Genomic DNA, 24,919 nt, shown 5'->3' with positions numbered 1-24,919 from the left:
TGCTTTAGGCAACCAAGTCGTACGGTTGCCCGCAGCAACAATTTCCACTCCATCTGGAGGCCTTCTCATGACTCAGGCGAGCGCGCCCGCCCGAGCGAGCACCGTGCAGATGAGCCACCGGCAGATCCTGGAGGCCCTCTCCGGCCTGCTGCTGGGCATGTTCGTCGCGATCCTGTCCGGCACGGTCGTCGGCAACGCCCTGCCGAGGATCATCACCGATCTCAACGGCAGCCAGTCCGCGTACACCTGGGTGGTCACCTCCACCCTGCTGGCGACCACCGCGACCACCCCGCTGTGGGGCAAGCTCGCCGACCTGATCAGCAAGAAGGTGCTGGTGCAGGCCTCCCTGGCGATCTTCGTACTCGGTTCCGTCCTGGCCGGGCTCTCGCAGTCCACCGGACAACTGATCGCCTGCCGGGTGGTCCAGGGCATCGGTGCCGGTGGTCTGACCGCACTGGTGCAGGTGATCATCGCGACCATGATCTCGCCGCGGGAGCGGGGCCGGTACAGCGGCTACCTGGGTTCGGTGATGGCCGTCGGCACCATCGGCGGCCCGCTGATCGGCGGCGTGATCGTCGACACCCCCTGGCTCGGCTGGCGCTGGTGCTTCTACGTCGGGGTGCCGTTCGCCCTGGCCGCCCTGGTCGTACTCCAGAAGACCCTCAACCTGCCGGTGGTGCGCCGCAAGGTGGAGATCGACTGGTGGGGTGCCACCCTGATCACCGGCGCGGTGTCGCTGCTGCTGATCTGGGTGTCCCTGGCCGGCAACCGGTACGACTGGCTCTCCTGGCAGACCGCGGTGATGGTGCCCGGTGCGCTCCTGCTCGGTGCCGCCGCCATCCGGGTCGAGACCCGGGTCAGCGAGCCGCTGATCCCGCCCCGCCTGTTCCGCAACCGCACCCTGACCCTCTCGGTGGTGGCCAGCATCGCCGTCGGTGTGGGCATGTTCGGCGCCTCGGTCTTCCTCGGCCAGTACTTCCAGATCAGCCGTGGGGCCACCCCCACCATGTCCGGGTTGATGACCCTGCCGATGATCCTCGGCCTGCTGGTCTCCTCCACCGTGGTCGGCCGGCTCATCACCACCACCGGTCGGTGGAAGCGGTACCTGGTCACCGGCGCGGCCCTGCTGACCGTCGGCTTCGCCCTGATGGGCACCCTGCGGTCGGACACCCCGTACTGGCTGCTCAGCATCTACATGGCGCTGGTCGGGGTGGGTGTGGGCATGACCATGCAGAACCTGGTGCTCGCCGTGCAGAACACGGTCGACCCGCACGAACTCGGTACGGCCAGCTCCGTGGTGGCCTTCTTCCGCAGCCTGGGCGGTGCGGTCGGGGTCAGCGCCCTGGGCGCCCTGCTCGGCAACAACGTGGCCCGCTACCTCAGCGACGGGCTGGCCGCGCTCGGCCTGCCGACCTCGGGTGCAGGCGGTGGGACCCTGCCGGACATGAACACCCTGCCCGCACCCATCCGGGTCGTGGTGGAGTCCGCCTACGGGCACGCGGCCGGGGACATCTTCCTGGCGGCCGCACCCTTCGGACTGATCGCGCTGATCGCCATCCTGTTCATCAAGGAGGTGCCACTGCTGCGGCACACCGGCGGTCCGATCGCCGACGAGCAGGAGTCGACCGAGGGCGCCGCGGGGATCCGCACCGGAGCCCGGGACTGACCCCGATGAACACCGCCGATCGTCAGCAGTACGGCCCGCAGGCCCGGCCGGTGCCCTTTGAGCGGGGCACCGACGGGCCACGGGTCGTGCTGGTCGGGGTGGACGGCACCCGGACCTCGCTGCGTGCCGCCTCGTACGCCGCCGGGCTGGCCCGTCGACAGGGCGCCCGCCTGGTGGTGGTCTTCGTCAGCTCGCCGACCGCCTACGCGGTCCTGTCCGACCTCGTAGCGGAGGCGGTGCAGCAGAGCCATGACGAACTGGCCGAGGACCTGCGTCAGGAGTGCCGGCGCAGCGCCGAGGAACTGGGCGTACCGGTGACCTTCCTGTGTCGGCGCGGCGACGCGTACGCCGAACTCTGCGCCGCGGCCGACGAGACCCAGGCGGACGCGGTCGTGGTGGGTGCCTCCGAGCAGGCCGGGCATCGCCTGGTCGGTTCGGTCGCCACCCGCCTGGTCCGCACCGGCCGCTGGCCGGTCGTCGTCGTGCCCTGACGGAGAAGCCCGTGACGTCGGAGCCGAAATTCGCTCGCCACTGTCGTACCGGTGCCGCACGATGACCGGCATGACATGGACCGCACCGCCCATCGAACGCCGCAGCGAGCCCTACCGCGCCGACGAGCGCACCATGCTGGAGGGCTGGCTCAACTATCACCGGGACACCCTGCTGCTCAAATGCGCCGGGCTGACCGGGGAACAACTGACGACGGCGAGCATGTCACCGTCCACCCTCACCCTGCTCGGCCTGGTGCGACACATGACAGTCGTCGAGCGGTGGTGGTTCCGGCAGTGTTTCGCCGCCGAGGACCTGCCCGAGTTGTACGACTTCGACGCCGACCCGGATGCCGAGTTCAACACCGTGGACACCGCCGACCCCGAGGCCGACTTCGCGGCGTTCCGCGCCGAGATCACCGCCGCCGACGCGGCCGTCGCCGGCCGTGACCTGGACGAGGTCTGCACCGTCAAGCGCCGCACCGGCACCGAAGAGATCAGCCTGCGCTGGGTCTACCTCCACATGATCGAGGAGTACGCCCGGCACAACGGACACGCCGACCTCATCCGCGAAGGTCTCGACGGGGTGACCGGCGAATGACCGCCCGCGCGGATCAGTAGGACAGTGCGGCCCGCAGGTAGCGCAGATCCTCCGGCCCGTTCCAGCGGTACGCCGACAGCCCGGCCACCCGGGCCCCGTTGATCGCCCGGTCCTCGTCGTCGACGAAGAGCACCCGGTCCGGCGGGGTCTCCAGCGCCACACAGGCCGCCTGGAAGTACTCCTTGGCCGGTTTGTGGACGCCGATGACCGAGGAGTTGACCACCACGTCGAGTTCGTCGGTGAGGTCCAGCGCGGCCAGGTCGGCGTCGAGCAGGTCGGTGGCGTTGGTGCCCAACCCGACCCGGATGCCGGCGGCCCGCACCTCGCGGATGAACGCCAGCACCTGCGGGTCGACCTCACCTCGGTAGCGCTGCCACTGCTCCACGGCGGCCCGGGCTCGGCTCGGGTCGCCCACCGACGGAGTCAGCGCGTCGGCGACGCTCGACATCCACTCGGCGTGGCTGAGCCGGCCGGTGAGCACCGGCTGGAGCAGCCCCCAGGAGGTGGCGATCTCCCCGAGCACGCCCTCGGTGAGGCCGTACTCCCGCTCCACCCCGGCGGCGACCGCCGGGTCCCAACGCCGCAGTACGCCGTCGAAGTCCACCAACAGCGCTGTCGCGCGTTCCCGAGCCACTAACCGTTCTCCTCGCTGCGGCCCTGCCGCTCGTCGTCTCCGTCGGCCCGGTTGAGCCGTTGGCTGATCACCTGGGTCACCCCGCCCCGCATGGTCACGCCGTACAGGGCGTCGGCGATCTCCATGGTCCGTTTCTGGTGGGTGATGACGATGAGCTGGCTCTTCTCCCGCAACTGGGCGAGCAGGGTGATCAGCCTACCCAGGTTCACGTCGTCGAGCGCCGCCTCGACCTCGTCCATGATGTAGAACGGGCTGGGCCGGGCCCGGAAGATGGCCACCAGCATCGCCACCGCGGTCAGCGACCGCTCGCCACCGGAGAGCAGCGACAGCCGCTTGATCTTCTTGCCGGGCGGGCGGGCCTCGACCTCGACCCCGGTGGTCAACAGGTCGTCCGGGTCGGTGAGCACCAGCCGTCCCTCCCCGCCGGGGAACAGCACGGTGAAGACCTGCTCGAACTCCCGGGCGGTGTCGGCGAAGGCGCTGGCGAAGACCTCCAGGATCCGGTCGTCGACATCCTTGACCACGGTGAGCAGGTCGCGTCGGGTCGCCTTGAGGTCCTCCAACTGCTCGGAGAGGAACTTGTAGCGCTCCTCCAGCGCGGCGAACTCCTCCAACGCCAGGGGGTTGACCTTGCCCAGCAGGGCCAGTTCGCGTTCGGCCTTGGCGGCCCGCTTCTCCTGCACCGGGCGCTCGTAGCGGACCGGTTCGGGCACCGGCAGGCCGTCGCGTTCGGCGGCGACCACCTCGGCTTCGGTGGGCGGCACCGGCTGGCTCGGGCCGTACTCGGCGATCAGGGTCTCCACGGTCAGCCCGAAGTCCTCGGCGGCCTTGGCCTCCAACTGCTCGATGCGCAGCCGCTGCTCAGCACGAGCGACCTCGTCGCGGTGCACCTGGCTGGTCAACCGCTCCAGTTCCGCGCCGAGTCGTTTCGCGGCGGCCCGCACCTCCTGAAGTTCCGCCTCGCGGGTGGCCCGTGCCCGGGCCACCGCGTCGCGGTGCTCCTCCGCCCGGGCGATGCTGGTGGCCAGCCGGGTCAACGCCTCCCGGGCTCCACCGGCCACGGCCCGGGCGATGCCTGCCCCACGGACCCGCGCCGCCCGCCGCGCCGCGGCCCGTTCCCGGGCGGCCCGTTCGGCGGCGGCCTGCCGGCGCAGCGAGTCGGCCCGCCCGGCGATGGAGGACACCCGCTCCTCGGCGGTACGCACCGCGAGCCGTACCTCCATCTCGTTCTGCCGGGCCTGCGGCACCATCGCCGCGAGCTGGTCGCGTTCCTCCGTGGACGGTTCCGCGTCGATCGGGGTGACCTCGGCCAGGCGCAGCCGCTCCTCCAACTCGGCCAGGGCGGTCAGGTCCCGCTCCCGGGCCGCCTCGGCTCGGGCCCGCGATTCGCCCAGCCGGTCGGTCTCGGCCTTGGCGGACCGGGCGGCGGCACCCAACTCGGCCAGCCGGCGGGCGGCGGCGTTGCGGTGGCTCTCCGCCTCCCGTTTCACCGCGGCGGCGTGCTGCACCCGCTCCTTGGCCTCGGCCACGGCCGCCCGGGCCTCGACCAGTTGTTCCCGCAGTTGCGCGCTGGTGCCCTCGGCGGCGAGCCGGTTTGCCCGGGCCTCCTCGACGGCCGCCTGCACCTCGATGTAGCTGGGGGCCTTCGCCGAGCCGCCGGCCGCCGCGTACGCCCCGACGACGTCTCCTTCGCGGGTGACCGCCCGCAGCTCGGGGTTGGCGGCGACCACCTCCGCCGCGGCGGCGAGATCGTCGACCAGCACCACGTCACGCAGCGCCCGGTGCACCGCCGGACGGATCCGGGTGTCGCACTCGACCAGGTCGGGGGCCCACTGCGCGCGGTCGGGCAGCTTGGGGCGCAGCGCGTCGGCGGAACCGGACATCCCCGGCCCGGCCGGACTGCCGACCAGCAGCCCGGCACGTCCGGCGTCGGAGATCTTGAGCAGCCGCATCGCCTCGACCGCCTCGTCCACCCCGCTGACCGCTACCGCGTCGGCCAACCCGCCGAGGGCGGCGGCGAGGGCCGCCTCGTGACCGGGGGCGACGGTGAGCAGGCCGGCCAGGCTGCCCAGCAGCCCGGGTACCTGGTCGGCACGGGCCAGCAGGGCACCAGCACCGTCCTTGCGACGCAGGCCCAGGGCCAGGGCCTCCTCGCGGGCCTTCCAGGTGGCGGCGTCCTTCTCCGCCGCCCGTTCGGCGTCCGACAGCGAACGGGCGGTCGCCTGCGCCTGCTCCTGGACGGTGACCGCCTCGGCGTGCCGGGCGTCCAGGTCGGCGTTGTCGCGGTCGGCCTCGGTGGACTGCTCCGCCACGGCGTCCAGGTCGGCCTGGGCCCGCTCGGCCCGGGCCATGGCGTCGGCGTGGGCGGCGGCCAGCCGCTCGATCTCCTCACCGGCGCTGGTGGTCCGGGCCCTGGCCGAGTTGACCTGGCCGGTCAGCCGGGCCAGTCCTTCACGCCGGTCGGCGATCGCCTTCGCGGCGGCGACCAGTTCCCGCTCGGCCGCGGCGAGTTGCCGTTCCAGTTCCTGACGGTGTTCCACCGCCTCGGCCAGGCGCACCTGATCGTCGGTGAGCGCCGCGCGCAGTTCCTCCTCCTGCTCCCGGACCCGCTCGGCCTCGGCCTCCAACTGGTCCGGGTCCCGGCCGGGCCGCTCGTCGTCCGGGGTGGCGCTGAGGTGCCGCAGCCGTTCCACGGCGAGCTGCTCGATCGAGCGGAACCGTTCCTGCAAGGCGGAGAGCTTGTACCAGGTGTCCTGGGCGGCGGCCAGCAGCGGTGCGTCCGCGGCCAGGGCCTCCTCCAGCTCACCGAGGCGGCCCTGCACCTCGGTGTGCTCGGCCTCCACCTCCTCGCGCCGGTGCCGCAGCGCGGTCTCGTCGGCGATCTCCCTGTCCAGGGTGGTACGCAGGGTGGCGAGGTCGTCGGCGAGCAGCCGCAGGCGGGCGTCGCGCAGACTGGCCTGGATCACCGCGGCCCGACGGGCCACCTCGGCCTGGCGACCCAGCGGCTTGAGTTGACGGCGCAGCTCGGCGGTGAGGTCGGTGAGCCGGTTCAGGTTGGTCTGCATCGCGTCCAACTTGCGCAGGGCCTTCTCCTTGCGCTTGCGATGCTTGAGGACCCCGGCCGCCTCCTCGATGAACGACCGCCGGTCCTCCGGCTTGGCGTGCAGCATCCCGTCGAGTCGGCCCTGCCCGACGATGATGTGCATCTCCCGGCCGATGCCGGAGTCGGAGAGCAGCTCCTGGATGTCGAGCAGGCGGCAGGTATCGCCGTTGATCTCGTACTCGCTCTCGCCGGAGCGGAACATCCGGCGGGTGATGGAGACCTCGGTGTACTCGATCGGCAGGGCACCGTCGGTGTTGTCGATGGTCAGGGTCACCTCGGCACGGCCCAGGGGGGCCCGACCGGCGGTGCCGGCGAAGATGACGTCCTCCATCTTGCCGCCCCGCAGCGCCTTCGCCCCCTGCTCGCCGAGCACCCAGGCGATGGCGTCGACGACGTTGGACTTGCCGGAGCCGTTCGGGCCCACCACGCAGGTGATCCCGGGCTCCAGCTTCAGCGTCGTCGCGGAGGCGAAGGACTTGAAGCCCTTCACCGTCAGGCTCTTGAGATGCACCTTCTCGATCCTCGTCCGGTGGCCGCCGTACCGTCGCCCGGCTGCGCGGACCCTGGTAAACCCGCAGACTAACCCGGCACCGGACGGACGGTGCGATGCGACCCACCCGGTGGTGATGTCACCGCCGTCGGCAATTCACCCTCGTCGGACAACCAGTTCGATCATTCACACACCGAGTCGATCAGTTACGGACGGATCAGTCGGGCACAGAATTGCGCGCCGGCACTTCGTGTCGGCGCGCTTTTTGTGCGGTGGTGCTATTCGGTTGTGGCGGCCAGATGGATCAGGTGAGTGCGGGTTCGGCGAGACGAAGAAGATCATCCGCCTCCGCCGCAGCCGCTGCGAGCCGATCATTCTCGGCACGCAGCCGCGTGATCTCGAACTCCAGTGACTGAACCCTGGCACGCAGTCGGGTGACCTCGTCGAGCAGGCGCCGGTCGGGCGCCGCACCTACGTGGCCGAAGAGGGCCTTCGCCATGTTGACTCCTTGAATTGCGCTGCCGGAGAGGCCGGCCAACGCGCGCCCTTGGTGTACGCGACTACCATTCCCACGGAATCTGGGCACGGCCGGGCGCGACTGGCGACACCTCCATATTGAGCCGACAGCCCCGTTTCGTCAAGTTCACGCAGGCCGTAGATCATCTCTGCGTCGACCAGACCCATCATGGGAGGCTGCCACACGGCGCGGACACACTCTGTCCGGACAACCCAACTCTACGCACCGATTCGCCGGAATACCTCACCTGGATGTACAGGGTCCCCTTAACTCTTCCTTAGCCACGTTGCTGCTGTTCAAAGCGAGCACGTAGCGTCACCCCGGCCCGTAATCGACCCGTGGAGGCGACAGGCGTGCACGGCTGGAACGACCCCCTCGACCCGGACGGCACCCGGCGATCCGAGCCACCGAACGACGACCCGGCCTGGCTGACCGACCGCCCGGCACCGCGCTCCTCGTACCTCTTCGGTGACGAACCCGACAGTCCTTCCGACCGGTGGGACCACCACCAGCCCACCGAACAGTGGCAGAGCCCACACTGGTCCGCCGAGCCCACCCACTCCCAGGGTCACGATCACGAACACGGTGCCGATCACGGCCGGCATTACCGGGACACGGCCTGGCCGGCGACCGAGGGGCCGTACGGCAGCACCGCGCCGAGCAACCACGACGGCGGCTGGCGGGTCGAGGAGCCGACCACCCAGATCGGCGGTTGGGCCGACACCCCGCCCCAGCCCGCCCGACACGCCGCCCCCGACGGGTACACCACCCCGGAGCCGTACACCGTCCCCGAGCCGTACATCGCCCCTGAGCCGTACCAGGCCGGGCGGTACGACCAGGCCGGTTGGCAGCCGGACCAGGGGTACGCCGACAGTTGGCGGTACTCCGGCACTCAGCCGGACCCGGCTCAGCCGCACCGGGCCGACACTCGGCCGGCGGAGGCCGGTGCCCAGCCGGCCGAGATCGGTACGCAGATGACCGAGGCCGAGCCCCGACCCGCGCACCGCCGCCGGTCGCGTCCCCTGGTGCTCGGCGGTGCCGCCGCGGCGGCCACCCTGGTGGTGAGCATCGGGGTCGCGGCTCTCGCCCTGCCTGGGGAGAAGGCGCCGACCGGCACCACGGCCGAGGATCGTCCGGTGGCCACTGGACCCGCTCTGGCGGAGCCGGAGGAGCCGGTCGACACCCTGGATCCGCTCGCTTCTCCGAGCCCCAGCCCCAGCCTCTCGCCCAGCGCCACCCCCTCCCCGAAGCCCAGCCGCACCGCCAGGCCGAGCCCCACCACCCCCGCACGCAGCAGCAGCACTCCCTCCCAGCAGGCCGCCGAACGTCGGGGCAACCCCAGCCGAGGTGCCACGGTCACCACCCCACCCGCCCCGGTCGGGTCCGCCACCGCCCAGACCACCCAGGTCGTCGAACTGGTCAACGAGGAACGGGCCAAGGCCGGCTGCGGCGCGCTGAGCATCGACGACAAGCTGATGACGGCGGCCCAGCGACACAGCCAGGACCAGGCCGACAATCGGAACATGTCGCACACCGGCAGCGACGGCAGCGACCCGGGCCAGCGGATCGACCGGGTCGGGTACGTCTGGCAGACCTACGGCGAGAACGTGGCCTGGAACCAGCAGTCGCCCGCCGCGGTGATGCAGGCCTGGATGAACAGCCCCGGACACCGGGCGAACATCCTCAACTGCACCTTCACCGAGATCGGGGTGGGTGTGGCCAGCAGCAACGGACCGTACTGGACCCAGGTCTTCGCCAAACCCCGCTGAGTCGGCGCGGCGGATCGGCGCCGCGTCGCTCACAGCCGCGAGTCCTTGTCGGGTCTGTGCTCGTTCTACCGGGTGAGGTACGCCGGGCCGGCGTACCGGCTCGGGCGGCAGGACGCCGTCGGCGCTACCTGCGGAGCTGGCGATGCGGATCGGGCTGGGCGGGCGACCGGTACGCGGGGTACTGCCCGCCGCCCTGGCCCTCACGGTGCTGGTGTCGCTGGCCGCCTGCCGGCCGGATCTCACCCCACCCGGGGCGCCGACCAGTTGGCCGGCCGCCTCGGCCCGGCTGTGGCGGTGGCAGTGGCAGCTCGACGGCGCGCTGGACCTGACGGTCGAGGCGGACGTGTTCGTCCTCGATCCGGTCGCCACCACCTCGGCGCAGACCGGTGAGCTGCGGGCCCTGGACCGCCGGTTGGTCTGTCAGGTGCATGTCGGCTCGGTGCATCCGCAGGACCCGGACGCGACCCGGTTCCCACCCCAGGTCCGCGGCGCGACCGCCGCCCGCACCGGGCGCAGTTGGCTGGACGTACGCCGATGGGAGGCCCTGCGGCCGGTGCTGGCCGACCGGTTCCGGCTCTGCCGGGGCAAGGGCTTCGGCGCGGTGCTGCTGGCCGACGCCGACGGCTACGCCCGCTCCCCCGGCTTCCCGCTGGAGTTCGACGACCAGTTGCAGTTCAATCGCCGGGTCGCGGGGTTGGCCCGTTCGCTGGATCTCTCCCCCGGCCTGCTGGGCAACCTGGGGCAGGTCGCCGCGCTGGAGCCGGACTTCGACTTCGCGGTCGACGAGGAATGCGTACGACTCAAGCGGTGCGCGAAGCTACTGCCCTTCGTCGACGCCGGCAAGCCGGTCTTCCACGTCGAGTACGCCGGCACCCTGACGGACTTCTGTGTCACAAGCGTCGGGTACGGATTCGCCTCCATCCGGAAGAACCGCACCCTGGACGCCTGGCGGCTGCCCTGCCCCGCACCGTGATCCGGGTCAGCCCCGCAGGGTGGCGCGGGGGCGGGGCTGGCAGCGGGGGCAGCTGTACGACGACCGGTTCATGAAGGCCTCCCGACGGATCGGGGCGCCGCAGCGCCGGCAGGGCTGCCCCTGGCGGCCGTAGACGTTCAGGGCCCGGTCGAAGTAGCCACTCTCCCCGTTGACGTTGACGTACAGCGCGTCGAAGCTGGTGCCGCCCGCGACGATCGCCTCACCCAGGACCTCGCGTACGTGGCCGAGCAGCCGCCGCACCGCCGGGCCGGTCAGGGCGTCGGTCGGCCGGGTGCCGTGCAGCCCGGCCCGCCACAGCGCCTCGTCGGCGTAGATGTTACCCACCCCGGAGATCAGGGTCTGGTCGAGCAGGGCGCGTTTGACCTCGGTACGCCGACGACGCAGCGCGGTGACGAAGTCCGGGTCGGAGAACTGCGGATCCATGGGGTCCCGGGCGATGTGGGCGATCTCCGAGGGCAGGACCGCGCCACCCTCGCTGACCGACAGCCCGCCGAACGTACGCTGGTCGACGAAACGCAGCTCCGGGCCGTCGTCGGTGAACCGGAACCGGACCCGCAGGTGGGTCTCGTCCGGGGCGGCAGCCGGTTGCAGCAGCAACTGCCCGGACATGCCCAGGTGCCCGATCACCGCGTCCCCGCTGTCCAACGGCAGCCAGAGATACTTGCCGCGCCGGCACACGTCCAGCACGGTCCGCCCGGCCAGCACGTCGGCGAAGTGGACACCCCCGGCCAGATGGCGGCGTACCGCACGCGGATGGCGTACCTCGACCGAGTCGATCCGTCGGCCGGTGACCCAGCGGGCCAGTCCCTGGCGGACGGTCTCCACCTCGGGCAGTTCAGGCACGGGGCGCCTGCACCTCGGGCCGGCCGGTGTCCGCCCCGACCCGTCCGTCGCCGACCGCGACCGGGTCGGCGGCCACCCCGGCGACGGCGGGCTCGTCCGTCGCGGAATCAGCCCGGTCAGCTTCGGCCTCGGCCTCGGCCTGCGCGGTCAGGGTCCGCCAGGCCGACTCGGCGGCCCGCTGCTCGGCCTCCTTCTTGCTGCGCCCGTCGGCGCCGCCGTACCGGTTACCGGCGACCACCACCCAGGCGGTGAAGGTCTTCAGGTGATCCGGTCCGGCGCCCTCGATCCGGTACTCCGGCACACCGAGACCCAGCGCGGCGGTCAACTCCTGGAGGCTGGTCTTCCAGTCCAACGCGGCACCCCGGCCGGCCGACTCCGCCATCAGCGGGTCGAACAGCCGGTGGATGACCATGGCGGCGGTGTCCAGCCCGTACTGGAGGTAGATCGCGCCGAGCAGGGCCTCCAGGGTGTCGGCGAGGATGCTCGCCTTGTCCCGACCCCCGGTGGTCTCCTCCCCCTTGCCCAGCAGCAGGTACGGGCCGAGCCCGTCCGGGCCCAGGTCGCGGGCCACATCGGCCAGGGCCCGCATGTTGACCACGCTGGCCCGCAACTTGGCCAACTGTCCTTCGGGCAGGTCCGGGTGGTTGTGGAAGAGGGCGGAGGTGATCACCACCCCGAGTACCGAGTCGCCGAGGAACTCCAGCCGTTCGTTGGTCGGCAGGCCACCGTTCTCGTACGCGTACGAGCGGTGGGTCAGGGCCCGCTCCAGCAGGTCCGGGTCCAGTGACACGCCGAAGGCTGCCTCAAGGTGGCCGATGGAGGGGCGCCGTCGATTGTCATTGCTCATGATGTGCGTACCTCGGTGTCGGTCGTGCGATCGATGCGGTCGGCGGCGAGCAGCGCGGCGACCCGGTCGGAGGCGGCTCGCCGCCACAGGTGGGCGGCCAGTGCGATGCCGGAAGCGATGTCGGCCGGGCGAGCGGCGCCGTGACAGACCACCACGGTGCCGGCCACCCCGAGCAGCGCGGCCGCCCGAGGCGCGCCCCCGTCGGGAGGTGGCCCCCCAGCCATGGCGTACGCGCCCTCGATCGCCTTGAGCAGCACGTTACCGGTGAACCCGTCGGTGACCACCACATCGGCGCGCGTGCCGAGGCAGACGTCGTACCCCTCCACCAGGCCCACGTACCGGGCGTCACCGGGCAGTTCCACGGCGCGCAGGAGCGGCTCGGCCAGCCGGCGGGAACGGTCGCCCTTGCCGGGTTCGGTGCCCACCGAGAGCAGTCCCACCCGGGGGGCGGCGAGGTCGTGGGTGATGGCGGCGTACGCGGCGCCGAGCACGGCGTGCCGGGTCAGGGTCGCCGGGCCCGACTCCATCGACCCGCCGACATCGAGCAGTACGACCGGTCCGGAGGTGCCGGGCAGGGTGGCGACCAGCGCCGGCCGCCGGGTGTCCGGCCAGCGACCCAGGCCGAGCGCGGCGGCGGCGACGGTGGCGCCGGTCGAGCCGGCGGAGACCACCGCGTCGGCCTGACCGGTGCGGACCGCGGCGACGGCCGCCCGGACGGTGGTGTCGGCGCGGGCCGTGGTGAGATCGTCGGCCATGTCGACGGCGGTACGCGCTGGCCGGAGCGTCACCCGGGCCCGTTCGGCCGGGTTCAGCGCATTCACCAGCACGCCGGCTGCCTTGGTCGGGCCGACGAGGAGAAGGTGCAGGTCGGGGTCGGCGCGCACCGCCCGTAGAGCGCCGTCCACCACCACGTCGGGAGCGTCGTCCCCGCCGAGGAGGTCAACGGCGATCCGTGCGGTACCCGGCTCCGTGACGACGCCGGCCGGTGAGAGCCGGCCGGCGTCGGCGGGAGCAGCGGGCGATCGCCGGGGCGTGCGTGTCGCCCGACTCGCGGTCGGAGACGTCACGCGGCGTCCGGTCAGACCTCGAGAACCTGGCGGCCGTTGTAGGTGCCGCAGACGGAGCAGGCGGCGTGCGGCAGCTTGGGGGACTTGCACTGCGGGCAGGCCACGGTCGCGACCGCCGCGGCCTTCCAGTTCGCCCGGCGGGACCGGGTGTTGCTGCGCGACATCTTGCGCTTGGGGACGGCCACGGTTCTTACTCCTCTGTACGGGTCAGTTGCGACAGGCCCGCCCAACGCGGGTCGACCTGCTGGTGGCTGTGGTCCGCCGGCAGATCGTCCCAGTGCACCCCACAGTCGGGGCACAGGCCCGGGCAGTCCTGACGGCAGAGCGGGTTGGTCGGCAGTGCGAGCACCACCGCGTCCCGCAGCGCCGGTTCCAGGTCGATCAGGTCACCCTGCAATCGACCGACTTCGTCCTCTTCGGTGGTGGCGTCCGTGGTGCTGTTCTCGTACGCGTACAGCTCCTGGATGGTCACCGTCACCGAGTCGTCGATCTCGCGTAGGCACCGACCGCACTCGCCCCGGATCGAACCGCTGACGGTCCCCGACACGAGTACGCCCTCGGACACCGACTCCATCCGCAGATCGAGTTCGAGGTCCGCGCCTTCCGGCACGCCGATCAACTCAACGCCGAGGTCCGACGGTGCCTGAACCACCCGTTCGACGGTACGCAACGCACCAGGTCGGCGCGGCAGCTCCCTCGTGTCGAGGACCAGCGGCGACCTGGGGTCGAGTGAAGAAGGCGAGTGTTTGGGCATAGTCAGACTCCGGCCGGTGAGAGGCCGACAAGCGAGGTTACCTGGACAGGCACTCGAACGTCGAACCGGGGGCGGCCCCACCGCTGGCGGCGGGGCGGATGCGGGTGGCAGACCAGCTCCGATCGGTCACCGGTTCCCGGACGGCCGCCGGACTCCGGTCGGCTGCCGGTTCCCGGTCGGTCACCGGTTTCCGGATTGTCGCCGGCTCTGGTCGGCGCAGCTGGAAGATCGCGGCACCGATGCGGTCGGGCCGCTCAGAACGGTAGCGGCCGTTCCGTCTCCTCACCACCGAAGGTGCCGATCTCCCGCAGCGCGTGCATCTTGTCCCGCCCGCGCTCGATCGAGGCCAACGCCCGGGTGAGGAACTGCTCGAAGTTGGCCAGCGCGGTGTCGACGTAGTCGTCGACCTCCTCGCGGAGGCGCTGGGCCTCGGCCCGGGCCTCGGCGATGATCCGGGCGCCCTCGTGCTCGGCGGAGACGGTGATCTCGTTCACCGAGACCAGGCGGGCGTGTTCCGCCTCACCTTCGCTGATGATCCGGTCGGCCTCCCGCTTGCCGGCGTCCATGATCTTGTCGCGCTCCTCCAGGAGGGCAGCGGCACGGCGCAGGTCAGCCGGAAGCTCGACACGCAACTCGTCGAGAGCAGCGATCATCTCGCCCCGATCGACCATGCAGTTGTTGCGCGACATCGGGACGGAGCGCGCCTGCTCCACCATGGCAATCAGTTCCTCGATGCGGTCGAGCGGGTCCACCGGCACCTCACTCCTGTCGTTGGTCAGGCCGACCTACATCATGCGGGCTAAGGCCAGTCTCCCGCCTCACCCAATGATGTCGTCCCGCACCCCACCCACCGCCACACCCCCACCCCCGGCGAGTCGCCCTCCCACCCCCACCCCCACCCCACCTCGCCCGTCGATCTTGCACTTTTCGTCCCCGCATAAGCCGCACAAGCGGACAAAGTAGCGACCAAAACTGCAAGATCGACGGGCGAGGCGGGGCGGGGGCGCGGGTGGGGAGGGAGGGAGCGGGGGTTAGGGGGTGGGGGGTGGGGGGTTCGTCAGGCGGGATTTGAGGGCTTCGCGTACCAGGTCGGGGACGTGGGGGGTGACGTCGCCGCCCCACTTGGCCACGTCCTTGACGAGGCTGGAGGAGAGGAAGGAGTAGAGGGGGTTCGTGGGCATGAACAACGTCTCGACACCCGCCAGGCCGATGTTCATCTGGGCCATCTGGAGTTCGTAGTCGAAGTCACTGACCGCCCGGAGGCCCTTGATCAGGACGCTCGCCCCCTGCGCGCGGCAGAAGTCCACCAGCAGCCCCCGGAAGGACTCCACCCGGACATTGTCATAGGAGGCGGTCACCTCGCGGAGCATGGCTATCCGCTCCTCGATGGTGAACAGTCCGGTCTTTGACTGGTTGATCAGAACGCCGACGATCACCTCGTCGAACAGCCGACTGGCTCGGCCGATGATGTCGAGGTGACCATTGGTGACCGGATCGAACGAGCCGGGGCACACCGCACGTCTCATGATCGGCGACCGTACCAAATGGTGGTCTCGCCGTACCGACGACTGCGCTGACCAGTGACTCCCTCCACCCAGTCGACCGGTCCACTGCGGGTCGACCGCTCCACCACCACCATGGCCTCCGGAGCCAGCCACCCACCCTCGACCAGGGCGGTGAGCATCGCCCGCACCCCCTCGGCCGACAGGGAGTACGGCGGATCGGCGAAGACCACGTCGTACGGCTCGCCGTCCGGGCCGGCCGCCAGTACGGTGCTGACCTTCCCGGTGACCAGTCGAGCAGCGGGCGCCGCGCGCAGGATCGCCATGTTCTCCCTGATCACCCGGGCCGCCCGGGCGTCGGATTCGACCAGCAGCACATGCCCCGCCCCCCGGGACAGCGCCTCCAGGCCGACCGCCCCCGAGCCCGCGTACAGATCGGCGAAGCGGGCCCCGACCAGGTCGATCTCCGCCTGTACGGAGCTGAACACGGCCTCGCGTACCCGATCGGAGGTGGGTCGGGTGCCGACTCCCGGCGGTACGGCGATCCGCCGGCCACCCAGGGTGCCGGCCACGATCCGGGTCATCGCCCACTGCCGGGGATGCCGTCGAACCCGACCTCGCACCTGAGATCGGGCACCCACCTGCGCCTGCCGCCGAGCCTGCTTCCGCTCATGCCGCCGACGCTACGCGACGGGCGGAGAGACCACCCAACGAGCCACACCACCCGAAAGGAGCACAGATCGATCGCATCCGATACCGACCGATCCGGATTCATCACACATGGTGGATCAATCGTCTCATATTCATAACATCATCCTTAAAGGAGGCTGAGGGCTATATCGATACCGGCGATCTCGCTAGGGTCTGCCGCGGTACCGGCGCATCGACGCCGACCAACGGCCCGGGAGGCACCCTCTGCGGCGTCCTTTCCTCCCTGGCCGCCCTGACGCTTCTTCACCCCGGGAGTACGCGTGTTCCGACCCAAGCTGTCGCTTCGGCGACCGCTGGCTGTCCTGGCAGCCGCCCTCATCGGTGCCACCGGCGCCACGGTGGTGGCCGCCCCGGCGGCCCAGGCCCACCACACCACCATCTCCGGCACGGTCGCCTGTGACCAGCTCACCGGCGAACGGGTGATCACCTGGACGGTGGTCAACAGCGAGCGCCGGACCGCGGCCACGATCAAGACGGTGAAGGCCGAGCCGGCTACCCCCGTCCAGGTGCTCGTGCCGGGCAGCGAGGCCGTCGACCTGGCCGGGGTGGCCATCCCCCGCAACGGCGCCGTCGAGGCGGTGCAGCGGGTGCCGGGCGACACCCTAAGGGCCACCCTCACCATCGAGGGCCGCTGGGACAACAACCGCGAGCGGACCAACGAGGGCAGCATCGAACTCGGCGCCGACGCGGCCTGCGCTCCGGCCCCGAAGTGTGTCGACGCCGCCGAGGCCAAGTACAGCCACACCTTCAACGGCCCGAAGGGCACCGCGACGGTGAAGCTGGCGGGCGACCTGCCGCTGTGCGGCGACGACAAGCAGTACTTCACCCTGGTGTCGTACTTCGCACCGCGCCCGCAGTTCGCCACCCCGCAGTACGTCTACGGCACCCCGGACAGCGACTTCCTCGGCGGCACCCAGACCGAGATCGAGCTGAAGGTCGAGGTTCCGGAGTGCCACACCCAGGTCGACCTGATCTGGGGCGGGGTCGACGAGGTCATCGACCCCCTGGTGGAGAACGGCCCCCGGTACGGCGGCAAGAAGCTCGGTGACCGGGCCGCCCCCGGCAACCGCTCGGCCGGCCCACCCGGCTGGTACAACGGCGGCGACAAGAACTGCACCACTCCGACGGCCACCTTCGCCTCCGCCTGCGACGGCACCGTCACCGTCTCCCTGAGTAACGACGGTTCCATCTCCAGGTACCCGGTCGAGTTCGAGGTCCGGGGCGAGAACGGCTGGTCCGAGAAGGTCACCGTCGCGCCGGGCAAGGCGAACAACGAGACCGTGGTACCCGCCGAGCACGCCGGTGCCATCGAGGTGCTGGTCGACGGCGAGGTGATCGACAACGGCACCTACGAGTGGGAGCGCCCGGAGGACTGCCCGCTGCCGACGATCACCACGAAGGCCGACTGCGAGACCTTCGCGCTGACCGCCTCGAATCCGGAGGGCGCCCCGCCGGTCAAGGTCGACTTCACCTACGGCGACCAGACCGAGAGCCGTACCGTCAAGCCGGGCTCCTCGGAGACGGTCACCTTCCCGGCCGGCGACGAGGAGGCGTTGGTCGTCCTGCCGGAGCTGGACCTGGAGCTTGAGGTGGTCTACGTCCCCGAGGGGTGCGGCGGTGGCGGTGGCGGCGAGGAACCCCCCGGCCTGCCGGTGACCGGCATCGCGGCCGGCGGCATCGCCGCGGGTGCCATCGCCCTGCTGGCGGTGGGGGCGGTGCTGTTCGTCATGGCCCGGCGGCGGCGCATCCACTTCACCGCCTGAGCCGACCCTGAGGGGACCCTCCCCGCACTGAGGACACCCTGACCCGAAGGCGCGTCGACCACCCGGTCGACGCGCCTTCGGCCTCCCCGCCCGAGCGTGCTCCGCCCACCTGCGCGAGGCGTCCAGGGCCTTCCGCCGGACGAGGGCACTCGATCCCGGATCGAGTGCCCTCCGAACGAGGCTGATGCCACTCGATCCTGGATCGAGCACGATCATGGTGGGCGGGGTGAGCGGTGGATTCCTGAGGCGTTCGGGCCCGGGAAGCCGGTCGAGCGGGGTGGGTCAGCCCTTTTCGAGGTACTCGGCGCGGTCGGCGTCGACCAGGGCCGCCACCGAGGCGGCCAGGGCCGGTTGCCGGGACAGCTCCGGATCCTGTTCGACCATGGTGATGGCCTCCGCCCGGGCGTCCCGGATCAGATCGGCGTCGCGGAGCAGGGACAGCAGTCGCAGGTGGGACCGTCGCCCGGACTGGGCGGCCCCCAGCACGTCACCCTCGCGCCGCTGCTCCAGATCCAGCTCGGCCAGCTTGAACCCGTCAGTGGTGGAGGCCACCGCGTCCAGCCGTTCCCGAGCACTGCTGCCCTCGGTCGCCTCGGTGACCAGCAGGCAGAGCCCGGGTGCGCTGCCCCGGCCCACCCGGCCCCGCAACTGGTGCAGCTGGGAGACCCCGAACCGGTCGGCGTCCAGCACCACCATCATGGTCGCGTTGGGTACGTCCACCCCGACCTCGACCACCGTGGTGGCCACCAGGACGTCCAGCTCCCCACCGGCGAAGGAGCGCATGACCGCGTCCTTCTCGTCGGCCGGCAGCCGACCGTGCAGCACCCCGATGCGCAGCCCGCGCAGTGGCCCCTCGGCCAGCAGCGGGGCCACCTCGGTCACCGCCAGGGGCGGGCGTCGACCGTTGTCGTCCACCGCCGGAGGCTCCTCCTCGGCGGTGGCCTCACCGATGCGCGGGCAGACGACGTACGCCTGATGGCCGGCGGCGACCTCCTCGCGCAGTCGACGCCAGGCCCGGTCCAGGAAGGCCGGTTTCTCGGCGGCCGGCACCACATGGGAGGCGATCGGTGAGCGGCCCCGGGGCAGCTGGGACAGGGTGGAGATCTCCAGGTCGCCGTAGACCGTCATGGCCACCGTACGAGGGATCGGCGTGGCGGTCATGACCAGCACGTGCGGGGGCTGCTCCGCCTTGGCCCGCAGGGCGTCGCGTTGCTCCACCCCGAACCGGTGCTGTTCGTCGACGACCACCAGACCCAGGTCGGCGAAGTCGACCCCCTCGTACAGCAGGGCGTGGGTGCCCAGCACGATGCCGGCGGCGCCGCCGGCGACCTCGGCCAGGGCCCGCCGCCGGGCCGCCGCCCCCAGGGAGCCGGTGACCAGCTCGACCCGGGTGGCGTGCTCGGCGGCGCCCAGCTCACCGGCCTGGGCCAGCGGGCCGAGCAGGTCGAGGATGCCCCGGTAGTGCTGGGCGGCGAGCACCTCCGTCGGGGCCAGCAGCGCGGCCTGCCCGCCCGCGTCGACCACCTGGAGCATGGCGCGCAGGGCCACCACGGTCTTGCCGGAGCCCACCTCCCCCTGCAACAGCCGGTGCATCGGATGGCCGGTGGCCAGGTCGGCGGCGATCTCGGCACCGACCTCGCGCTGGCCGCCGGTCAGCTCGTACGGCAGCCGGGCGTCGAAGGCCGCCAGCAGGCCGTCCGCCCGGGGCGGCCGGGCCCGGGCGGGTGAGGCGGCAGCCTGGTGCTTCCGCCGCACCAGGGTCAGCTGCACGGCGAAGGCCTCGTCCCACTTCAACCGCCGACGGGCCCGGTACAGCTCCTCCCGGCTGGACGGCCGGTGGATCTCCCGCAGGGCGCTGCCCAGGCCGACCAGGTTCCGGCCGGCCCGTACCCCCGCCGGCAACGGGTCCTCCGGGGGTGCCACCGTGTCCAGCACCACCCGTACGCAGCGGGCGATCACCCAGGTCGGTACGGCCGCGGCGGCCGGGTAGACCGGGATGAGGGCCCCGGCGAACTCCTCGATCTGCTCGCTGGCCGCCGCCTCCCCGTCGGTCTGATCGCCGAGCAGGACGTACTCCGGCCCGTTGAGCTGTCGTCGGCCCCGGAAATCGGTGACCTTGCCGGCGAACAGCCCCCACCGGCCGGGCCGCAGTTCCCGCTCGCGCCAGGCCTGGTTACCGAAGAAGGTGAGGGTGAGGCTGCCCCCGGAGCCGTCACCGACGGTGACCTCCAGCAGGTTGCCCCGGCGCTGTCGCATCGGGCGTACGGCGGTGCGCTGCACCTGGGCCAGCACGGTGACCTGCTCACCGACGTCCAGGGCCCGGATGTCGGTGTGCTCGCCGCGCTCGTCGTAGCGGCGCGGGAAGTGGTAGATCAGGTCACCCGCGGTGTGCAGGTCCAGATGCCCGGCCAGCGCCTTGGCGGTCTTCTCCCCGACCAGCTTGGCCAGGGGCGTGTCCACGGTGGACGGTTCTGCGGTCATTCGACACCCACCAGCAACGGATAGCGCGGCTGCCCGCCCGGGTAGGCCTGCACCTCGACGAAGGGCCAGCGCCGGGCGATGTGGGTGGACACCGCGTCGGTCAGCCCGTCCGGCGCATCCGCCCCGACGAGCAGGGTCACCAGTTCACCGCCGCCACCCAGCAGCCGGTCGACCAGCGCCATACAGGTGTCGACCAGGTCGACGCCGATCAGATGCACCTCCCCCTCGACCAGGGCCAGCACGTCTCCGGCCCGGCAGGGACCGGCGACGGTCAGCGCGTCGCGCCCGGCGTGCACGACCTCGGCGTACCGGCAGGCTCCGGCGGCCTCCGCCATCGCGATCACGTCGTCCTCGAAGCGTCGTCGGGGATCGCGTACGGCCAGGGCGGCCAGCGCCTGCACCGGAGAGCGGGTGGGCACCACGCTGACCTTGACCCCGGACCGGTGTGCCTCCTCGGCGACCTGGTTCGCCACCGCCTGCGCGTCCGGGTCGTTGGGCAGCACCACCACCCGGGCCGCCCCGGTGCCGAACACCGCCTCCAACAGTTCCCCGGTGGAGGGGTTGCCGGGCACCACCACCGCCCCCTCCCGGGTGAGCAGTTCGGCGATCCCGGCCCCGGCGGCGACCACCACGGCGGCCCGACCGTCCGGCGCGCGGACCGGCGCCGGCGGGACCTGGTCGGCGAAGCGGGTCACCGAGATCTGGTACGGGCGACCGGCGACCACTCCGGCCTCGATCGCCGCTCCGACGTCGTTGACATGCACATGGACCTGCCAGGTGCCCTCGTCGCCGACCACCACCAGCGAGTCACCCAGGGCGGCCAGGGTGTCCCGCATCCGGCCGACCGCCTCGGCCTCGGCGTCGAGCAGGAACTGCACCTCGTAGGCGTACTCCGGGGAACCGGTCTCCCGGGTGGCCGTGGCCGGCGGCGGCACCCTCCGGGACGGGGTGGCCGGCGGCGGCTCGGGGCGCTGCGGGCTCTCTCCGGTGACCACCTCGACCAGGGCGTCCAGCAGCAGGCACAGCCCACGCCCACCGGCGTCGACCACCCCGGCGCGGGCCAGGGCGGGCAACTGCTCCGGCGTACGCGCCAGGGCCTGGGCGGCGGCGCCCGCCGCCTCCCGGGCGACGACCCGCAACTGAGGGCTGTCGGCCTGCTCGGCCGCCTCGGCGGCAGCGGCGACCACGGAGAGCAGGGTGCCCTCCACCGGCCGGGTGACGGCCGCGTAGGCCGCGGTGGTGGCGGCACGCAGGGCGGCGGCCAGCTCCGGGCCCTCGACCCTCGGGGTGGTGGCCAGGGCATCCGCGAAGCCCCGCAGGATCTGCGACAGGATCACCCCGGAGTTGCCTCGGGCGCCGAGCAGGGCCCCACGGGCCATCAGCCGCAGGGCGTGCCCGTGTGGGGTGGAGGCGCCGTCGGCGACCGTGTCGAGATCCATCGCCAGGGCCTGCTGCGCCGAGGTGAGGGTCAGCACCAGGTTGGTGCCGGTGTCGCCGTCGGGCACCGGATAGACGTTCAGGTCGTCGATCTCCCCCTGGTGCCGCTTCAGCGTGGCCAGCCCGCTGGCGCACCAGCGGCGCACGGCGGCGGCATCGAGGGTGTCCAGCACGCTGGGAAGCCTACTGGCGTACCCTGACAGTCGCTGGCGGGCCGGCGTGTCCGGTACGCTCCGGTGACCAGCGGGGCCTGCGTCGTGGTCGGCTCCCTGGACCGGGCCGCCGACGGTGGCCTTGCTGCCGAGCCCGGTTGGGCGAGGGCTTTCACCATCGGGTAACCTGGCCAGGTTGCCCGGGCATCGCCTGGCGGCGACCTCATGAACGTTTCAATCCCAGGAGTATCCCGTGGCTAGCGTGTGCGACGTCTGTGGCAAGGGACCGGGCTTCGGCCACAACGTGTCCCACTCGCACCGGCGGACCAACCGCCGCTGGAACCCGAACATCCAGTCGGTGCGTACCCCGGCCGGTGGCGGCACGACCAAGAAGCTGAAGGTCTGCACCTCCTGCATCAAGGCGGGCAAGGTCACCCGCGCCTGACGCGGTAGCACCGGCACCACGATCTGCATCGCCGGCGGGCCTCGATGGCCCGCCGGCGTCGTCGTGTCCGCCGACCGCCCAGCAGGGTGTCGAGAAAGGGGCCCCTTCCGCCATCACCGGCGTTGAGAAGGGGCCCTTGCGTACCGGTCAGAGGGTGCGGCCGAAGGAGAGGCAGCCGGGCTCGGCGGCGTAGTAGCCGAAGTTGGGGATGCGCTCGTAGCCGGCCGAGGTGTACATCGCGATCGCCTCGGGCTGCCGGTCCCCGCACTCCAGGATGATCCGCTTGCGGCCCTGCTCACGGGCGGAGCGTTCGATGGCGGCCAGCACCGTACGGGCCACCCCCCGACCACGGGCCTGCGGGGCGGTGTACATCCGCTTCAACTCGGCCGTCTCCCCGTCGCTGCCGTGGCTGCGCCAGCCACCGCAGCCGACCGGTTCACCGTCCAGGTGGGCGACCAGGAAGGTGCCGTTCGGCGGGGTGAACTCGCCGGCCTCGACCGGGGTCTCGTCGCCGTCACCGCCGTACCGGGCGCCCAGGTCGGCCAGCGCGGAGGTGATCAGTCGCTGCGCCACCGGAGAGTCGAACGGCACCACGTGGATCTCGATCTGCTGCACCGGTTCAGCGTACGACCAGCCCACCCCCGCACCGCCGTCGACCAGGGGACCTGGGCAGGGGCTCAGCGGAAATGGTCCCAGCCGGCCGAGCCGTCGAAGGGTGCCCCGTCCACGGTCACCCCACGGCCCTCGGCCACCCGACCGATCGGACGCCAACCGTCCGGCAGCACCACCCCCGGCGGGAAGGTCGCGGCCAGCGCATGGTCGTCACCACCGGCCAGCAACCAGGCGTACGGGTCGACCCCGAGGGCCTGGGCGGCGTCGCGCATCTGCGGTGGCACCTCGAAGGCCTCCCGGCTCAGGTCGACGGCCACCCCGCTGGCCCTGGCCACGTGTCCCAGGTCGGCGAGCAACCCGTCCGAGATGTCGATCATGGCGGTGGCGCCGAGCCGGGCGGCCACCGGACCGGCCGCATAGGGCACCTCCGGCCGCCGGTACGCCTCGACCAGCAGCCGGGGGGTGCGGAAGCCACGGGAGAGCACGGTGAACCCGGCCGCGGCGTAGCCGGTGCGCCCGGCCAGAGCCACCAGGTCGCCCGGTCGGGCGCCGGACCGGGTCACCGGGGGCCGACCGGCCAGGTCACCCAGGGCGGTGACCGCGATGGTCAGGGTGGGGCTGGCCGACATGTCCCCACCGACCACGCTGGCGCCCACCCCGGCCGCCTCGGCACCGATGCCGTCGGCCAGATGCTCGACCCAGCCGGTCTCGATGTCCGTCGGCACGCAGAGGGCCACCAGCAGGGCGGTCGGCTCCGCCCCCATCGCCGCCACGTCGGCCAGGTTGGCCGCCGCCGCCCGACGACCGATGTCGTACGCCTCGGACCAGTCCCGGCGGAAGTGCCGCCCCTCCACCAGCACGTCGGTGGAGGCGACCACCCGGGAGTCCGGTGCGGCGACCACGGCCGCGTCGTCACCGGGCCCGAGCAGCACGGTCGATCCGTAGGACAACCGGGCGGTGACCCGGTCGATCAGGCCGAACTCCCCGATCCCCGCGACACTCACTCCGCCACTCCGCCACGCTCCGCGGCGACGTGTGGGGCCACGCCGCCGAACCTGAAGGTACGCTCGCTCACCGCTTCTCCTCGGCCGCCGATAGGGATCACACCTGGTCCGTAAGGTACTTTCTCCCTTCAGGCCGTCTGGCAGGCGGCGACGGAGGGAGGTCGAGTCGTGGTACAGGCGTACATCCTCATCCAGACAGAGGTCGGCCGGGCGCGTGACGTGGCCGGTCTCATCGCGGATCTCCCCGGCGTGGTCCGGGTCGACGCGGTGACCGGGCCGTACGACGTGGTCGTGCTCACCGAGGCGAACACCGTCGACGAGCTCGGCAAACTCATCGTCAGCAACGTGCAGATGGTGCCCGGAATCACCCGGACCCTCACGTGTTCGGTGGTGCGGTTGTAAGTGGGCACCGTGTCCGAATCTCCCGCCGAGACCAGCGAGAAGGGCGCCCCGAGAGGGACCGACCGGACCAGCCGCACCGCGGCCCTGGTCGCCACGGCCGTGGCCCTGCCGGTGGCCCTGCTGGTCGGCACCCTGGCCTTCGTCAACCTGGCTCCGCAGGATTCGACCCCCACGGCCTCCCCTTCGCCGACCTCGCCCCGGCCGCAGTCCACCGCACCGGTCGAGATGGCCGCCCCGGCGCTGGCCGAGCGACCGGCGACGGTCTGCCGTGCCCTGCTGTCGCAGTTGCCCGCCTCGATCCGCGACCTGCCGCAGCGGCCGGTGAGCGCCGGGCCGGAGCAGAACGCCGCCTACGGTGATCCGGCCGTGACGGTGGCCTGCGGTGGCACCGAGCCCGAGGTGACCCCCACCGACCATGTCTACCTGGTCAACGCAGTGTGCTGGCACGCGGTGGAGCAGGTCGACGCCACCGTGCTGACCACCCTGGACCGGGAGGCCCCGGTGACCGTACGGGTGCCGCACTTCTACGGCGAGGCGTTGCAGTGGGCCGCCCCGATCGCCACGACGGTCGTCGCCTCGGTCCCGTCGGCGGGTTCGGTCCCGTCCGGCTGCACCTCCTGATCGAAGCCTCGGCCGG

General features: G+C 71.9%; 24 protein-coding genes. 9 read left to right on the top strand and 15 right to left on the bottom strand.

Annotation, left to right across the window (positions count from 1 at the left end):
• Positions 1-67 precede the first annotated feature (67 nt).
• From ACLQ2T_RS06315 to ACLQ2T_RS06305, 3 genes are all read left to right on the top strand, one after another.
• Positions 68-1,666: an MDR family MFS transporter gene (locus ACLQ2T_RS06315; RefSeq protein WP_425765030.1), complete on the top strand. Its 1,599-nt coding sequence runs from the start codon at positions 68-70 to the stop codon at positions 1,664-1,666.
• A gap of 5 nt (positions 1,667-1,671) precedes the next feature.
• Positions 1,672-2,157 carry a universal stress protein gene (locus tag ACLQ2T_RS06310; RefSeq protein ID WP_425765029.1) on the top strand — a complete coding sequence of 162 codons (486 nt, stop codon included), beginning with the start codon at positions 1,672-1,674 and terminating at the stop codon, positions 2,155-2,157.
• A gap of 70 nt (positions 2,158-2,227) precedes the next feature.
• Positions 2,228-2,755 carry a DinB family protein gene (locus tag ACLQ2T_RS06305; RefSeq protein ID WP_425765028.1) on the top strand — a complete coding sequence of 176 codons (528 nt, stop codon included), beginning with the start codon at positions 2,228-2,230 and terminating at the stop codon, positions 2,753-2,755.
• Between the two features lie 13 nt (positions 2,756-2,768).
• On the opposite strand, the gene ACLQ2T_RS06300 is transcribed toward ACLQ2T_RS06305, so the two are convergent.
• The 3 genes from ACLQ2T_RS06300 to ACLQ2T_RS06290 form a co-directional block, all read right to left on the bottom strand.
• Positions 2,769-3,389, bottom strand: coding sequence for an HAD-IA family hydrolase (locus tag ACLQ2T_RS06300; protein WP_425765027.1), 621 nt, complete (start codon positions 3,387-3,389; stop codon positions 2,769-2,771).
• Positions 3,389-7,003 carry a chromosome segregation protein SMC gene (gene smc / locus ACLQ2T_RS06295; protein WP_425765026.1) on the bottom strand — a complete coding sequence of 1,205 codons (3,615 nt, stop codon included), beginning with the start codon at positions 7,001-7,003 and terminating at the stop codon, positions 3,389-3,391. The genes ACLQ2T_RS06300 and smc overlap by 1 nt, the downstream gene beginning before the upstream one ends.
• A 283-nt stretch (positions 7,004-7,286) precedes the next feature.
• Positions 7,287-7,481 (bottom strand): hypothetical protein, encoded by a 195-nt coding sequence (locus ACLQ2T_RS06290; protein WP_013732083.1) that lies wholly within the window; start codon positions 7,479-7,481, stop codon positions 7,287-7,289.
• A 356-nt stretch (positions 7,482-7,837) separates the two neighbouring features.
• Here ACLQ2T_RS06290 and ACLQ2T_RS06285 point away from each other — a divergent pair, with 356 nt between their 5' ends.
• Positions 7,838-9,268 carry a CAP domain-containing protein gene (locus ACLQ2T_RS06285; protein WP_425765025.1) on the top strand — a complete coding sequence of 477 codons (1,431 nt, stop codon included), beginning with the start codon at positions 7,838-7,840 and terminating at the stop codon, positions 9,266-9,268.
• 142 nt (positions 9,269-9,410) lie between these two features.
• Positions 9,411-10,241 (top strand): endo alpha-1,4 polygalactosaminidase, encoded by an 831-nt coding sequence (locus ACLQ2T_RS06280; RefSeq protein WP_425765024.1) that lies wholly within the window; start codon positions 9,411-9,413, stop codon positions 10,239-10,241.
• A 6-nt stretch (positions 10,242-10,247) separates the two neighbouring features.
• Here ACLQ2T_RS06280 and mutM read toward each other — a convergent pair whose 3' ends face one another.
• The 8 genes from mutM to rsmD all read right to left on the bottom strand — a co-directional run bounded on the left by mutM (position 10,248) and on the right by rsmD (position 15,859).
• The gene (mutM, locus tag ACLQ2T_RS06275; protein WP_425765023.1) at positions 10,248-11,105 is read right to left on the bottom strand and encodes a bifunctional DNA-formamidopyrimidine glycosylase/DNA-(apurinic or apyrimidinic site) lyase; all 858 of its coding nucleotides are present in this window, start codon (positions 11,103-11,105) and stop codon (positions 10,248-10,250) included.
• Positions 11,098-11,952 carry a ribonuclease III gene (gene rnc / locus ACLQ2T_RS06270; protein ID WP_425765022.1) on the bottom strand — a complete coding sequence of 285 codons (855 nt, stop codon included), beginning with the start codon at positions 11,950-11,952 and terminating at the stop codon, positions 11,098-11,100. Before rnc ends, mutM begins: the two co-directional genes overlap by 8 nt.
• Entirely contained in the window at positions 11,949-12,902 is a 954-nt protein-coding gene (locus tag ACLQ2T_RS06265; protein ID WP_425765228.1) for a phosphate acyltransferase PlsX, read from the bottom strand. The genes rnc and ACLQ2T_RS06265 overlap by 4 nt, the downstream gene beginning before the upstream one ends.
• A gap of 128 nt (positions 12,903-13,030) precedes the next feature.
• Entirely contained in the window at positions 13,031-13,204 is a 174-nt protein-coding gene (gene rpmF / locus ACLQ2T_RS06260) for a 50S ribosomal protein L32 (protein WP_013732077.1), read from the bottom strand.
• A 5-nt stretch (positions 13,205-13,209) separates the two neighbouring features.
• Positions 13,210-13,773 carry a YceD family protein gene (locus ACLQ2T_RS06255; protein WP_425765021.1) on the bottom strand — a complete coding sequence of 188 codons (564 nt, stop codon included), beginning with the start codon at positions 13,771-13,773 and terminating at the stop codon, positions 13,210-13,212.
• A gap of 254 nt (positions 13,774-14,027) precedes the next feature.
• Entirely contained in the window at positions 14,028-14,525 is a 498-nt protein-coding gene (locus tag ACLQ2T_RS06250; RefSeq protein ID WP_425765020.1) for a hypothetical protein, read from the bottom strand.
• Positions 14,526-14,804: 279 nt separating this feature from the next.
• Positions 14,805-15,299: a pantetheine-phosphate adenylyltransferase gene (gene coaD, locus ACLQ2T_RS06245; RefSeq protein WP_425765019.1), complete on the bottom strand. Its 495-nt coding sequence runs from the start codon at positions 15,297-15,299 to the stop codon at positions 14,805-14,807.
• A complete protein-coding gene (gene rsmD / locus ACLQ2T_RS06240) occupies positions 15,296-15,859 on the bottom strand; it encodes a 16S rRNA (guanine(966)-N(2))-methyltransferase RsmD (protein WP_425765018.1) in 564 nt (187 codons plus the stop codon). The genes coaD and rsmD overlap by 4 nt, the downstream gene beginning before the upstream one ends.
• Positions 15,860-16,246: 387 nt before the next feature.
• On the opposite strand from rsmD, the gene ACLQ2T_RS06235 reads away from it, so the two are divergent.
• Positions 16,247-17,749 (top strand): cell wall anchor protein, encoded by a 1,503-nt coding sequence (locus tag ACLQ2T_RS06235; RefSeq protein WP_425765017.1) that lies wholly within the window; start codon positions 16,247-16,249, stop codon positions 17,747-17,749.
• Between the two features lie 282 nt (positions 17,750-18,031).
• Here the strand turns inward: ACLQ2T_RS06235 and recG are convergent, their stop codons facing one another.
• Together recG and ACLQ2T_RS06225 are read right to left on the bottom strand one after the other, a co-directional pair.
• Complete coding sequence (gene recG, locus ACLQ2T_RS06230) at positions 18,032-20,230, bottom strand: ATP-dependent DNA helicase RecG (protein ID WP_425765016.1); 2,199 nt, start codon at positions 20,228-20,230, stop codon at positions 18,032-18,034.
• Positions 20,227-21,840: a DAK2 domain-containing protein gene (locus ACLQ2T_RS06225; RefSeq protein WP_425765015.1), complete on the bottom strand. Its 1,614-nt coding sequence runs from the start codon at positions 21,838-21,840 to the stop codon at positions 20,227-20,229. Before ACLQ2T_RS06225 ends, recG begins: the two co-directional genes overlap by 4 nt.
• 232 nt (positions 21,841-22,072) lie before the next feature.
• Between ACLQ2T_RS06225 and rpmB the strand changes: the two genes are divergently transcribed.
• Complete coding sequence (gene rpmB, locus ACLQ2T_RS06220) at positions 22,073-22,264, top strand: 50S ribosomal protein L28 (RefSeq protein ID WP_007075181.1); 192 nt, start codon at positions 22,073-22,075, stop codon at positions 22,262-22,264.
• A 147-nt stretch (positions 22,265-22,411) separates the two neighbouring features.
• Here the strand turns inward: rpmB and ACLQ2T_RS06215 are convergent, their stop codons facing one another.
• Together ACLQ2T_RS06215 and ACLQ2T_RS06210 are read right to left on the bottom strand one after the other, a co-directional pair.
• Entirely contained in the window at positions 22,412-22,879 is a 468-nt protein-coding gene (locus ACLQ2T_RS06215; RefSeq protein WP_425765014.1) for a GNAT family N-acetyltransferase, read from the bottom strand.
• A 62-nt stretch (positions 22,880-22,941) separates the two neighbouring features.
• Complete coding sequence (locus ACLQ2T_RS06210; protein ID WP_425765013.1) at positions 22,942-23,880, bottom strand: thiamine-phosphate kinase; 939 nt, start codon at positions 23,878-23,880, stop codon at positions 22,942-22,944.
• Positions 23,881-24,048: 168 nt separating this feature from the next.
• Here ACLQ2T_RS06210 and ACLQ2T_RS06205 point away from each other — a divergent pair, with 168 nt between their 5' ends.
• Positions 24,049-24,282 (top strand): Lrp/AsnC ligand binding domain-containing protein, encoded by a 234-nt coding sequence (locus tag ACLQ2T_RS06205; RefSeq protein WP_013732068.1) that lies wholly within the window; start codon positions 24,049-24,051, stop codon positions 24,280-24,282.
• Complete coding sequence (locus ACLQ2T_RS06200) at positions 24,283-24,903, top strand: DUF3515 family protein (protein WP_425765012.1); 621 nt, start codon at positions 24,283-24,285, stop codon at positions 24,901-24,903.
• Positions 24,904-24,919 lie beyond the last annotated feature (16 nt).

Source organism: Micromonospora sp. DT229, from assembly GCF_049844505.1.
Lineage (GTDB): Bacteria > Actinomycetota > Actinomycetes > Mycobacteriales > Micromonosporaceae > Micromonospora.
This window is presented reverse-complemented; position numbering and strand designations above follow the sequence as displayed.